This is a genomic window from Luteibacter sp. 621 (genome assembly GCF_050435445.1).
Taxonomy (GTDB): domain Bacteria; phylum Pseudomonadota; class Gammaproteobacteria; order Xanthomonadales; family Rhodanobacteraceae; genus Luteibacter.
This window is the reverse complement of the sequence record NZ_JBNDKI010000037.1, coordinates 1-11,833: the sequence shown is the minus strand read 5'-3', so window position 1 is coordinate 11,833 and position 11,833 is coordinate 1. Positions and strand designations below refer to the sequence as shown.

The 11,833-nt window shown below is 65.0% G+C and carries 12 protein-coding genes; 4 read left to right on the top strand and 8 right to left on the bottom strand.

Going from position 1 to position 11,833, the window contains the following annotated elements; translation table 11 throughout:
* Positions 1-173: 173 nt before the first annotated feature.
* From ABIE56_RS22385 to ABIE56_RS22355, 7 genes are all read right to left on the bottom strand, one after another.
* Positions 174-1,193: a biotin/lipoyl-binding protein gene (locus ABIE56_RS22385; RefSeq protein WP_429246024.1), complete on the bottom strand. Its 1,020-nt coding sequence runs from the start codon at positions 1,191-1,193 to the stop codon at positions 174-176.
* Between the two features lie 11 nt (positions 1,194-1,204).
* A complete protein-coding gene (locus ABIE56_RS22380; RefSeq protein WP_247432145.1) occupies positions 1,205-1,402 on the bottom strand; it encodes a DUF1656 domain-containing protein in 198 nt (65 codons plus the stop codon).
* Complete coding sequence (locus ABIE56_RS22375; RefSeq protein WP_429246023.1) at positions 1,392-3,521, bottom strand: FUSC family protein; 2,130 nt, start codon at positions 3,519-3,521, stop codon at positions 1,392-1,394. The genes ABIE56_RS22380 and ABIE56_RS22375 overlap by 11 nt, the downstream gene beginning before the upstream one ends.
* Before the next feature lie 12 nt (positions 3,522-3,533).
* Positions 3,534-4,025, bottom strand: a complete 492-nt coding sequence (locus tag ABIE56_RS22370) for a MarR family winged helix-turn-helix transcriptional regulator (protein WP_429246022.1) — start codon at positions 4,023-4,025, stop codon at positions 3,534-3,536.
* 154 nt (positions 4,026-4,179) lie between these two features.
* A complete protein-coding gene (locus tag ABIE56_RS22365) occupies positions 4,180-4,824 on the bottom strand; it encodes a dihydrofolate reductase family protein (RefSeq protein ID WP_429246021.1) in 645 nt (214 codons plus the stop codon).
* A 113-nt stretch (positions 4,825-4,937) separates the two neighbouring features.
* Positions 4,938-5,603, bottom strand: a complete 666-nt coding sequence (locus tag ABIE56_RS22360; protein WP_429246020.1) for a response regulator transcription factor — start codon at positions 5,601-5,603, stop codon at positions 4,938-4,940.
* Between the two features lie 17 nt (positions 5,604-5,620).
* Positions 5,621-5,992 carry a response regulator transcription factor gene (locus tag ABIE56_RS22355; protein ID WP_429246019.1) on the bottom strand — a complete coding sequence of 124 codons (372 nt, stop codon included), beginning with the start codon at positions 5,990-5,992 and terminating at the stop codon, positions 5,621-5,623.
* Positions 5,993-6,213: 221 nt separating this feature from the next.
* On the opposite strand from ABIE56_RS22355, the gene ABIE56_RS22350 reads away from it, so the two are divergent.
* From ABIE56_RS22350 to ABIE56_RS22340, 3 genes are read left to right on the top strand one after another with little or no spacing between them, the layout of a single operon-like run.
* Positions 6,214-7,479, top strand: coding sequence for an epoxide hydrolase family protein (locus ABIE56_RS22350; protein WP_429246018.1), 1,266 nt, complete (start codon positions 6,214-6,216; stop codon positions 7,477-7,479).
* Between the two features lie 12 nt (positions 7,480-7,491).
* Positions 7,492-8,547, top strand: a complete 1,056-nt coding sequence (locus ABIE56_RS22345) for an alpha/beta fold hydrolase (RefSeq protein WP_429246017.1) — start codon at positions 7,492-7,494, stop codon at positions 8,545-8,547.
* Positions 8,544-9,047 (top strand): cytochrome P460 family protein, encoded by a 504-nt coding sequence (locus tag ABIE56_RS22340; protein ID WP_429246016.1) that lies wholly within the window; start codon positions 8,544-8,546, stop codon positions 9,045-9,047. The genes ABIE56_RS22345 and ABIE56_RS22340 overlap by 4 nt, the downstream gene beginning before the upstream one ends.
* Positions 9,048-9,094: 47 nt before the next feature.
* On the opposite strand, the gene ABIE56_RS22335 is transcribed toward ABIE56_RS22340, so the two are convergent.
* Positions 9,095-9,871 (bottom strand): alpha/beta fold hydrolase, encoded by a 777-nt coding sequence (locus tag ABIE56_RS22335; RefSeq protein WP_429246015.1) that lies wholly within the window; start codon positions 9,869-9,871, stop codon positions 9,095-9,097.
* 165 nt (positions 9,872-10,036) lie between these two features.
* On the opposite strand from ABIE56_RS22335, the gene ABIE56_RS22330 reads away from it, so the two are divergent.
* On the top strand, positions 10,037-11,680 hold the full coding sequence (locus tag ABIE56_RS22330; protein WP_429246014.1) for an ATP-binding protein: 1,644 nt from the start codon (positions 10,037-10,039) through the stop codon (positions 11,678-11,680).
* The last annotated feature ends 153 nt before the right edge of the window (positions 11,681-11,833 follow it).

The window sequence follows — 11,833 nt, the reverse complement described above, 5'->3', positions numbered from 1 at the left end:
CCCGGGGGGGGTGCCGCCGGGCCCGGACACCCACCCCCCCCCCCCCCCCCCCCCCGCCCCCCCCCCCCCCCCCCCGGCGGGGGCGCGGGGGGGGGGGGGGGGGCCCCCCCCGCCCCCCCCCCCCCCCCCCCCCCGCTCCTACAGATGAGGAATCGTTTGCCCGGTGCCGCCGGTTAGCGGGCGGCGACCTGGTCGGCCGGCGACGGGTGCACCACCAGGGTCGCTGTCATACCTGCCGCCAGCACCGCACCCTTGGGCAGGTGGTCGGCATCGATGTGCACGCGCACTGGCACGCGCTGCGCCAGGCGCACCCAGTTGAACGTGGGATTCACGTCGGCCAGCAGGTCGCTACCGGTCGGGTTATCGGCATCGGTAATGCCCCGGGCGATGCTTTCCACCGAACCCTTCAGGCGCAGGCCGCCAGCCATCAGGCGGATATCCACCGGATCGCCGATACGCAGGCCCGGCAGCTTGGTTTCTTCGAAGTAGCCGTAGATCCAGTAGGAATGGCTGTCGATCAGCGCCAGGCGCGCCGTGCCGGCGCTGGCATAGTCACCCACGCGCACATCCAGGTTCGTGATGTAGCCATCCACCGGGGCGCGCACTTCCGTGCGGTCGAGGTTGAGCTGGGCGGAGGCGACTTCGACGGCTGCCTGCGCCACGGCGGCGAGGGCCTGCTCCTGCGCGGCCGAGGCCTGCTTCGTGCTCGCCTGTGCTGCCTGCCAGCCGGCCTTGGCGGCATTCGCGGCGGCCAGCGCGTTGGCCTTGTCTTCGGCTGAGATCACGTTGTTGATCAGCTTCTGGCGGCGCTCCGACTGCGCTTCGTACATCTCGAAGTTCGAGCGGCTCTGCTGCGCGCTGGCGGCTGCGGCGTTGATACTGGCGCCGGATGCGCGCGCCGCCGCTTCCGCGGCATGCAGGTTGGCCTGCGCCTGGTTCAGCGCGTTCACATAGCGTGCCTTGTCGACGACGAACAGCAGGTCACCCTTCTTCACCGTCTGGTTATCGATCACTTTGACGTCGGTGACGATGCCCGCCACATCGGGCGCGATGCGCACGATCTCGGCGCGCACACGCCCGTCGCGCGTCCAGGGCGAATACATGTAGTGCTTCCACAAGGCGTGGCCGACGAAGGCCGCGACCACGATCACGGCGGCAGTGATGGCAAAGCGGATGAGGGTTGCGAGTTTCATGACGGCATCACTCAGATGAGGAACAGCGCGAACGCGCCGAAGACACAGACGAACACGCCCAGGCGGAACAGCGGCGGGTGCCATACCAGGCGGTAAAGGCCAAAGCGGCCAGCCACCCAATCGAGCAGCGCAAGCGCCACCAGGGCTAACACGAAAAGGACGAGCAGCCCCGGGACGAGGGCGTCGCCGAGCGCGATCTCACGAGGCATGGACGATCTCCTTGGCAAGCGGAGCGGTAGGCATGTACGCGGCGAGGACGGATTCACCATCCAGCAGCGCCATGCGGACAAGGTGCAGGTGTTCGAGCAGGTGGGCGTGGCCCTCGTGCTCGCCAACGCTCGCGATAGCGGTGGCAACCGCGTCGCGGGCAAGCAGGTAGCCCGCCGGGTCGGGCTTTTCATAGAAGCGCGCCAGCGTACGCAGCGCGTCCTCCAGGTACGGCCGCAACGTGGATGCCACTTCGCGGCGCGCCATGTCGTGGCGCAGCTCGATCAACGCGCGGCCGGTCTCGTGCACGGCCAGCGCCCACGCGATGAGGGCACGCGAATCCGCACTGCCCGGCTGGGTTTGCGCCACCACCTGGCTGACCAGGTCGTGGTTCACGCTTTCGAAGCGATGGCGCAGGCCCGGCAACGGGGCTTCGGCCGCCAGGGCCACCTGCCCGCGCAGGCGGGCCAGCTGGCGGCGGCGCAGCCATGCACTGCCGATGGCGGGCGGAATCACGACGAACGACACGGCCGCGGCACCCAGGCCAACGACCTGCGCGATCGCATCGTTGATGAAATGCGCCGGGTCGTAGGTCTGCACATTTTTCAGCGCAAGGATGTAAGCCAGGCCCATGGACCAGCCCAGGCCAAAGGAGCCGAGGCGGCGGCTCATCATCATGACCAGGCCCACGGCGAGGAACGGCGCGATGCCGACGATCAGCAGGCCATACCCATCCACCTGGGTGAGCACGAAGAACTCGCAGATGAAGCCCATGGCCATGCCGGTCAGGTAGCCGAGCATGACGATCCAGGTGACGCGCGTCGGGTTCGGCGTGGTCGCGAACAGGCCAGCGAAGATGGTGGCCAGAAGCATCGCGCTGGAACCGAGCGGCCACGCACTTTCGATCCAGAAGATACCCAGCACCAGCATGGTGATGGTGGTACGGAACGTCGCCAGCCCGGCGCCGAGCCAGTCGTTACCACGATCGAAGCGGACGCGTTCGGCGGCACCACCGGCAATGCGGGGTGCTTGCAGCGAGGCGGCCGCATCCACGTACGCATGCAGTTCATCCACGAACCGCATCAACAGCGAAGCGCCCGTATCGTAGTCGCGCAGATCCTGCGCATCGTCGAGCGTCGCGCGCAGCACCGACACCTGGGCGCGCATGGTGGTGCGCGCATCGGCAAGGCGCGGCAGCAGCACGCGGGCACCCATGCCGGCTTCGATCGGTACATGCAGCGCCTCGCCGATCGGCGCGTACAGGCGCACCAGCGTATCGGCGGTACGATCACGCTTCGCCCGCTTCAGGCGGTTCACCAGGTGGTGCAGCGACTGGAAGCTGGTGGAGGCCGCCATGAAGCGCTGGTTGAACAGGCGCAGGTGGTTGCTGCGCGCACGCGCATCGGCATCTTCGAAGATCACCGAGCTGCGCAGGTCTTCCAGCGTGACCGCTTCGCGTACGAAGCGCAGGTGAGCAGATTCCATGACATCACGCGGAATCGCACCTTCCGTCGCGCCACGAACGAAGCCGACGAAGTGAGCGAACTGCTCGCGCGCCGAACGGCGGAGCACATCACGCATGCGGCTGGGGAACACCACATCGTTCACCACACCACTCACCAGCAGGCCCAGCAGCACTTCCGAAAGGCGCGCCACGGCGGAATCGAACACGCCCGGGGGGTTGTCGATCACGGGAATGGCAACGATGGCGGCCGTGTAACCACCCAGCACGAACGCGTAGGACTTGAAGTTGCGGTACAACGTGGCGCCGCCCGAACACACGCCGATCCACAACGAGAGGGCGAGCAGGAACAGATCGCGCTGCTGCGGGAACGCCGCGACGATGCCCACGGCGACCGTGGCACCACCGACCGTGCCGATGGCGCGGTAGAAACTCTTGGCCAGCACCATGCCGGCCTGACGGTTGGCCACGATGATGGTGGTCAGCATGGCGGTGGACGGCGCCGGCAGGTCAAAGCGCATCGCCAGCCAACCGGTGGCGAAAAACGCCACAAGGGTCTTCACCACGAAGAGCCAGATCGAGGCTTCCTCGCGCAGCGTCTCGACCACGACCTGGCGTGTGTCGGGGGCAGTGGCGGCGGTGGGGTTCACGGCAGACATGACGGCGTTCGCTCAGGCCTCGAAACCAGCCAGCATTTTCTTCAGCAGGGCCTCGAGCTGGCCCTGCTCCGTCAGCGAAAGGTTACGCGTCTGCCGGTGCAGCAGCGTGACGATATCCGGCAGGAAGCTTTCGATAAGGGCGATGCCGGCCGGGGTGAGGGTGAGCTCCACCTTGCGGCGGTCATCCTCGCTGGACGCACGGCCGAGGTAGCCCATATCGCACAGGCGGGTGGTCAGCCGGGTGACATTGGCCGACTTCTCGCCGGCCGCATCGGCCAGTTGGGTGGGGTTGAGGGCATGGCCCGGCGCCCCGTACAGCATCATCAGGATGTTGTACTCGGGGTGGTTCAGCCCGTAGGGCTTCATCACCCCATTGGCCTCATCGTGCACCTCTTTGTAGATGTGCTTGATCAGGCGGACCAGCACGGCCGGCTCCCGGGGGAAGGCGGGGTACTTCTTGATCGTGTTGTGGATCCGCGCTTCGGTGGGGACGAAATCGCTCATGAGGGATAGCCTGCGGCGTGGTTACCTCATAAGTATATAGTTCATTCCTGAATTATCAATATGCAAAATTACTCGACCTACAAGCAATCTTCTTTATATCCGGGTGGAATTCATGCGCCGGACCGGAACGGCGCCCGGAGGCGGCCCCGTGGCCTCACCCCCGCGCGAGCACCACATGCGTCGCGCGCTCGGTCGGCACATGTTCGATGGTCTTGTATCCCATCGCGCGCAGATCCAGCCCGGCAAACAGGGGCTCGCCCTGCCCCATGACAACGGGCGCAATGGCCAGGTGCATTTCGTCCACATGCCCGGCCTCGATGTATTGCCTGGCCGTGGAAACGCCCCCACCGATTTTGATGTCTTTGTGGCCCGCCGCGTCGCGCGCACGGTGCAAGGCTTCCTCTATCCCGCCCGTGACGAAATGGAAGGTCGTGCCGCCTTCCATGTCGATGGACGCGCGCGGGTAATGGGTCAGAACGAAGGTCGGTGCGTGGTACGGCGGGTTATCGCCCCACCAGCCTTTCCATGCGTCATCGGGCCATTCGCCACGGATGGGGCCGAACATGTTGCGGCCCAGGATGAAAGCGCCGAAGCCTTCCATCGCGCGATAGGCGAAGTCGTTGTCGGGCCCGGTCTCGCCGCCGTCCTGGCCGATCATCTCGCGGAACATGCGGGTGGGGAAAAACCACTGGAAGATGTCCGGACCATTCTGGCCAAGCGGATTTTCCAGGCTCTGGTTCGGGCCGGCCGCGTAGCCGTCCATCGAGACGTTGAACCCTGCGATGCGTACCTTCGACATGGAGCCTCCCTGGGTGACCGCGAGGGGGCGGCCGTCCCGGAAGTATAGATCCGCTGAAGGCCCTCGCAGGCTGCCAGGTCAGGTCGCTCACCGGAAGCCGCTGAGCGGGCGGATCAGCCCATTGAGCGCAACACGCTGGCCATCTCCACAAGCTCCACCAAAGTGCGCGCGCGCATCTTCCGCATCACCTTGCCACGATGCGCCTTCACCGTGATCTCGCTGATACCCAGTTCCATGGCGATCTGCTTGTTCATGCTTCCGGCCACGACCATGCCCATGACTTCGCGCTCGCGGCCGGTGAGCGTGTCGAACGCAGCCTGGAGTTTCCCTGCCACCTGTTTGGCGTTCCGTGCCTGGCGGCTCGCGTCGATCGCGCCGGCGATCGCGTCAAGCAACGTATCGGCATCAAAGGGCTTGGTCAGGAATTCCAGCGCGCCCGCCTTCATCGCCTGCACGGTGCTGGGAATATCGCCATAGCCGGTGATGAAAATGATCGGCACCACGCGCGTCTCGCCGAGCAACTGGCGCTGCAGGTCCAGGCCATTCAGGTCCGGCAGGTTGATATCGAGGACCAGGCACGCGGGCGCGTCATCACGGGTGTGATCAAGAAAGGCCTGCGCGGACGAAAACGACATGAACCGCCAGCCGGCGAAGCCCAGCATGGCCTCCAATGATTCGCGCACGGAGATGTCGTCATCAACGACATACACCACGGGCTCAAGCACGGCCGGGGCTTTGCGCTTGCGCGTGGTTGAGTATGCGTCAGCCAGTGGCACCATGTTGCATCCTCGTTCGTTCAGCGCAGGGGCATGGCCGCGGCGAGCGCCTGGAGAAGATCCGGCTCACCGAACGGCTTCTGCAGGTAAGCCACCGCGCCCTCTGCCAGGAGCGCCGGGCGCAGTGCAGGATCGGCCTGCGCGCTGATGAAAATAATCGGGATGGCCCGGCCCTGCGCCTTCAGCTCACGCTGCAGCTCGGGCCCGGACATGCCGGGCATCGATACATCCAGGATCAGGCAATGCGTGGCGTCCGCATCACCTTTGTCCAAAAAATGATGGGCAGAAGCAAAAGCCGCTACCGCGTAACCGAGTTCGCGCAGCAGACCCGCCAGTGCTTCGCGTACAGACTCGTCATCGTCTACGACAGATACGAGCAAAGGCATGGCCATGGCACAAGCTCCACAAGTCACGCATGGTTCGAAAGAAGGCACGCGAAGCATGCGCCATGGCACCGCGCCCGCCCATGATACCTTGGTGTCGGTGTGCCACCGTGTCTTGCACGCTCGCAGCAATGATACGTTGGTATAGATCAATACCTTGGTGCAATCGTCGCGCCCGTCCGCCTCTGCTGTCATCGCTCTTCATCTACGCACACCGATGGAGAACGACCATGCGCGCAGCGACGCTCGCCCTGGGCATCGCCCTGCTGGGCACCCTCTGGCAATCCCCTGCCACCGCGGCCACCACCGCCGATGACACATCCATCCGCCCGTACCATGTGCACGTGGCGGACAAGGATCTGGCCGACCTGCACCGACGCATCGCGGAAACGCGTTGGCCCGACAAGGAAACCGTCAACGACGATTCCCAGGGCATCCAGCTGGCCAAGGTGCAGGCCCTCGTGCAGTACTGGGGCAAGGGCTACGACTGGCGCAAGTTCGAAGCACAGCTCAACACGCTGCCGCAGTTCGTCACCACCATCGATGGCGTGGATATCTACTTCATCCACGTGCGCTCGAAGAGCCCGAACGCGCTGCCGTTGATCCTTACCCACGGCTGGCCCGGCTCGCCGATCGAGTTCCTGAAGACGATCGACCCGCTCGTCAATCCGACCGCGCATGGCGGCCGACCGGAAGATGCCTTCGATGTGGTTATCCCGGCCATCCCTGGCTACGGTTTCTCGGGCAAGCCCAAAGGTACTGGCTGGGGCCCGGATCGCGTGGCGAAGGCGTGGGATACGCTGATGCACCGCCTGGGCTATACGCGCTACGTATCGCAGGGCGGCGACCACGGCTCGGTCATTTCTGACGCACTGGCTCGCCAGGCACCGCAGGGTTTGCTCGGCATCCACCTGAACATGCCCGCCACCATCCCGCCCGAACTGGTGAAGCCGATCTTCGGCGGTGACCCGGCGCCCGCTGGCCTGCCGGCCGACGAGAAGCGCGCCTTCGACGAGCTCAGCGCCTTCTTCGGGCGCAATGCGGCGTATGGCGCGATGATGGTGACCCGCCCGCAGACCATTGGTTATCCGCTGGCGGATTCGCCCAGCGGTGAAGCCGCATGGATGTACGAGAAGTTCGTGCAGTGGGCGGATAACCGTGGCCACCCCGATGGCGTGCTGAGCCGTGATGAGATGCTCGATGACATCAGCTTGTACTGGCTGACGAACACCAGCGCATCGGCGTCGCGGTTCTACTGGGAGAACAATAACAACAACTTCAGTGCCGCTGCGCAGAAGACCAGCGAGATCAAGGTACCGGTGGCGATCACCGTGTTCCCGTACGAGATCTACCGCACGCCGAAGGCGTGGGCACAGCGTGCCTACCCGTCGCTGTACTACTTCCACGAAGTGGATAAGGGCGGCCACTTCGCTGCCTGGGAACAGCCGCAGCTGTTCGTCGAAGAACTCCGTGCCGCCTTCAAGTCCCTGCGTTAAAGGAGCCCCCGCATGTCCGTTGAACACATCCTCTCCCGTCGCCGCTTCCTCGGTGTGAGCGCCATGGCCATGGCCGCGGCCCCGCTGGGCTTCGCGACGTTTGCCAGCGCCTCCCCCGTACCTTCCCCGATGGGCGCCGGCGCCGCGCCCACCACCGGTAGCGCGGCATCGTTTCCCCCGCTCAAGCAGATCCGCGCGGGCGCACTGGATGTCGGCTACGTCGACGCCGGCCCGGCCAAGGGTCCCGTGGTGATCCTCCTGCACGGGTGGCCGTACGACATCTACAGCTTCGCGGAAGTCGTGCCCGTCCTGGTCGCGAAGGGCTATCGCGTGATCGTGCCTTACCTGCGTGGCTACGGCACCACGCGCATCATCGATGCCGCCACGCCGCGCAATGCGCAGCCGGCCGCGCTCGCCACCGACATCATCGATTTGATGGATGCGCTGAAGATCAAGAAGGCAACCCTGGGTGGCTTCGATTGGGGCGGCCGCACGGCCGACATCGTGGCTGCTATCTGGCCCGAGCGCGTGAAGGCGCTGGTCGCGGTGAGCGGTTACCTCATCGGCAGCCAGGACGCCGGCAAGAAGCCGCTACCACCCAAGGCAGAGCTGCAGTGGTGGTACCAGTTCTATTTCGCTACCGAGCGCGGCCGCGAAGGCTATGAACAGAACCGCCACGACTTCAACAAGCTGATCTGGAACCTCGCCTCGCCGAAGTGGCAGTTCGACGACGCCACCTACGAGCGCAGCGCCGCTTCGTTCGATAACCCGGATCACGTCGCACTGGTGGTACACAACTACCGCTGGCGCATGGGCCTGGCCGAAGGCGAGGCAAAATACGACTCGATCGAAGCAAAGCTTGCTACCGGCCCGACCATCGGTGTGCCGACGATCACCATGGAAGGTGATGCCAACGGTGCGCCGCATCCTGAGCCGGCGCAGTACGCGGCGAAGTTCACCGGCAAGTACGAACATCGCACCATCAACGGCGGTATCGGCCATAACCTGCCGCAGGAGGCGCCGCAGGCGTTCGCCCAGGCCATCATTGATGCGGACAAGCGGTCGTGAACCGGTCGCTCGTCGCCTTGTTCGCCATCGCCGCCGGATCGTTCGCCACGGCGGTGACGCTGGCTGCCAGCAAGGAGGATGTCGCCCGCTCACCGATCTACGGCGTGACCATCCCGGAGGGTTACAGGCACTGGGAAATGATCGCCCCCGCGCATGAAACGCCACCGCTGGATGAGCTCCGCGTCGTGCTGGGCAATGACGTGGCGATCAAGGCCTACCGGAATGGCACGCTGCCGTTCCCCGACGGCAGCGTGCTGGTGAAGCTGGCCTGGAAGCACGTGCCGTCGAAGGAATTCGCGCCCGCGTACGTACCAGGCGCGGCGACCACCGTGCAGGTGATGGTGAAGGATTCGAAGAAGTATGCGGCATCGGGCGGCTGGGGTTTCGGCCGCTTCATTGACGGCAAGCCGGCGGACCTGGCCCAACACCAGAGTTGCCTGGCCTGCCACCAGGCCAAGGTGGTAAATCACGACCTGGTGTTTACCCGCTACGCACCGTGACCCGATGTGCGCCGGCTCCCCATGGGGACCGGCGCACATTCTTACGCTTATTTTGTCGCTGCAGCCTTTTCGATCAACCTGGCCACCGCTTGTGGATTCGACACCATCACCACGTGCGAACCCCCTTTCACGACGACGGTATCGCGCGCGTTAGCGCGCTTGGCCATGAAGGCCATCGCCTGCGGCGGGATGTTCTTGTCCTTGTCACCGTAGATGAACCACACCGGGATGTGCTTCCACGACGCCTCACCCGATTTCTCGTTGAGCGCGGCTTCGGTGATCGGGCGCTGCGTTGCTGCCATGATCGCCGCCTCGGCGGCCGGGACATCGGCGGCGAACTGGTCGTGGAACTTCGACGGGATGATGTAGAGATCCTTGCTGCCATCGGCCAGGGTCACCGGCGGCGCAAGCGTCGGACCCAGCGTGCTGCCGGGAAACTTACCGGCGAGGTCTGCCGCCGATTCGCCCTGCTCCGGCGCAAAGGCGCTCACATAGACCAGTGCCTTCACGTTCTCGTGCCCGTTCGCGGCACGGGTGATCACCGAGCCGCCGTAGGAGTGCCCCACGAGCACGACCGGACCCTGCTGCGCGCCCACCAGGCTGCAAACGTAGTCGCCATCGCTCTTCACGCCACGCAGCGGGTTGGCGGCACCGATGACGGTATAGCCATCCTTCGCGAGGATCTTGATCACGCCGGTCCAGCTTGAGGCGTCGGCGAAGGCACCGTGCACTAGCACGATCGTCGGCTTCGTTTCCTGCGCAAAAGCCGCAGGGCCGGTAGCAAAAGCGGCGGCGAACAGTGCGCCGGCGATAAGTTTCTTCATGGTGTCGCTCCCTGGGGGGTGGTTGGGCGTTCGATGGGAGCAAACACGCCCGGGTGTCGCCATTGCACGATGGTATCGACCGATACCAAGGTGTCACACCAAGGTATGATCCCGGCCCGCGCGGCGAGCACGGGATAATCGGGGGCGACGCGCCTGGCAGGGGACGTGACCGTGGGTTCGATGGATGATTTCGATGACATGCGTGCTTCCGAGGCACGCCTGCGTGCGCTCATCGATACGGGCCCGGGTTTTGTCTGGCGCACTGGCGCCGATGGCGGCGTCGATTTCCTGAACCAGCGTTGGTATGACTACACGGGCATGACACCCGCCGAAGCCCATGGCTTCGGCTGGGCACGGGCCGTGCATCCTGACGATGCCGATGGGTTGTCGAGGTACTGGATCGGCCTGCTGCAATCCAACCAGCCAGGGCAGTACGAGGCCAGGCTGAGGCGCTTCGATGGCGCATACCGCTGGTTCCTTATCCGCGCCACGCCCAAGCTGGACCAGGCCGGCCGGGTGCTGCACTGGTTCGGCGGCAACACCGATATCGATGACCACAAGCGCGGTGAGCTACTTCTCGCTGGCGAGAAGCGCGTGCTCGAGATGATGGCGACCGGGCGTGCACTAGCCGAGATATTGGGTGAGTTGTGCACGGTGGTCGAAGGCGCGCTGGGTGGATGTGCCAGCGGCATCGTCCTGGCGCCTTCGCGGCGCGGCCAGGCGGTGACCGAGGCGGCGTGCATCTCGAACACCTTGCCGGACGCGCTGATCGCCCGGGGCATGCGTAGCGTGCTGGATCCGCAGGCGTGCCCGCTAGCCGCCGCCGCGCTCGCAGGCGACCAGGTGATCGTGGATGACCTTTCTGCGGAGTCACGTTGGCCCGACTGGGCGACCGTGGTGCGCGCGAATGGCTTCTGCGCTGCGATTGCCACGCCAGTCGCGTCATCGCAGGGTGCCGTCCTCGGCGTACTGATCATCCTGTATCGGCAGATCCATGCACCGACCGGCCACGAGAATGCCTTGATCGCACAGTTCAGCCACATGGCCAGCATCGCCATCGAGCGAGCGTTCAACGATGTGGCACTCAACCAGATCCGTTCGGATATGGCGCATGTGGCACGGGTCGCCACGCTCGGTGCGCTCACTGCCTCTATCGCCCACGAGGTAAACCAGCCGCTCTCGGGCATCATCACCAATGCAAGCACGTGCCAGCGCATGCTCGGCGCCACGCCGCCCAATATCGATGGTGCGCTCGAAACTGCTCAACGCATCGTCCGCGATGGCTACCGCGCAGCGGACGTTATCAAGAGGCTTCGGGCGCTTTTCTCGAAGAAGCCAGTGGCCGCCGAATGCGTTGATCTGAATGCCACCACTCGTGAAGTGGTCACGCTACTGCTTGGTGAGCTGCAACGACACGGGATCAGTGTGCTGCCCGCGTACGGGAATGAGCTTCCACAGGTCACGGGCGATCGGGTACAGCTACAGCAAGTGATCCTCAACCTGGTCCTGAACGCGTCGGATGCGCTGCAATCCACTACGGACCGGCCGCGCCAGATCTGGCTTCGCACCTGGGCGGACCAACGCGCAGTGCACCTGGCCGTAGAAGACAACGGCACGGGCTTTGATGCCGCTGACGCCGCCCAATTATTCGACGCCTTCTACACGACGAAGGATGCCGGTATGGGCATTGGTCTCTCGGTGAGCCGATCCATCATGGAGAGCCTGGATGGCCAGCTGCATGCATCGCTCAATGAGCAGCACGGCGCAACGTTCACCCTGACCCTCCCACTAGCCACGACACACCTGTAGGAGCGGGGGGGGGGGGGGGGGGGGGGGGGGGGGGGGGGGGCCGGGCGCCCCCCCCCCCCCCCGCCCGCCCCCCCCCCCCCCCCGAACAAAAACGGAGCGGGTCGGGGGGAGGTGAGAGAAGAAAGAAATATATAAAACTGCATACAACAGAAT

Coding starts and splice junctions, on each gene's coding strand:
- ABIE56_RS22380 (WP_247432145.1), bottom strand. CDS start 1,402: ATGCCTCGTGAGATCGCGCTCGGCGACGCCCTCGTCCCGGGGCTGCTC.
- ABIE56_RS22375 (WP_429246023.1), bottom strand. CDS start 3,521: ATGTCTGCCGTGAACCCCACCGCCGCCACTGCCCCCGACACACGCCAG.
- ABIE56_RS22350 (WP_429246018.1), top strand. CDS start 6,214: ATGCGCGCAGCGACGCTCGCCCTGGGCATCGCCCTGCTGGGCACCCTC.
- ABIE56_RS22335 (WP_429246015.1), bottom strand. CDS start 9,871: ATGAAGAAACTTATCGCCGGCGCACTGTTCGCCGCCGCTTTTGCTACC.
- ABIE56_RS22370 (WP_429246022.1), bottom strand. CDS start 4,025: ATGAGCGATTTCGTCCCCACCGAAGCGCGGATCCACAACACGATCAAG.
- ABIE56_RS22345 (WP_429246017.1), top strand. CDS start 7,492: ATGTCCGTTGAACACATCCTCTCCCGTCGCCGCTTCCTCGGTGTGAGC.
- ABIE56_RS22385 (WP_429246024.1), bottom strand. CDS start 1,193: ATGAAACTCGCAACCCTCATCCGCTTTGCCATCACTGCCGCCGTGATC.
- ABIE56_RS22355 (WP_429246019.1), bottom strand. CDS start 5,992: ATGGCCATGCCTTTGCTCGTATCTGTCGTAGACGATGACGAGTCTGTA.
- ABIE56_RS22360 (WP_429246020.1), bottom strand. CDS start 5,603: ATGGTGCCACTGGCTGACGCATACTCAACCACGCGCAAGCGCAAAGCC.
- ABIE56_RS22365 (WP_429246021.1), bottom strand. CDS start 4,824: ATGTCGAAGGTACGCATCGCAGGGTTCAACGTCTCGATGGACGGCTAC.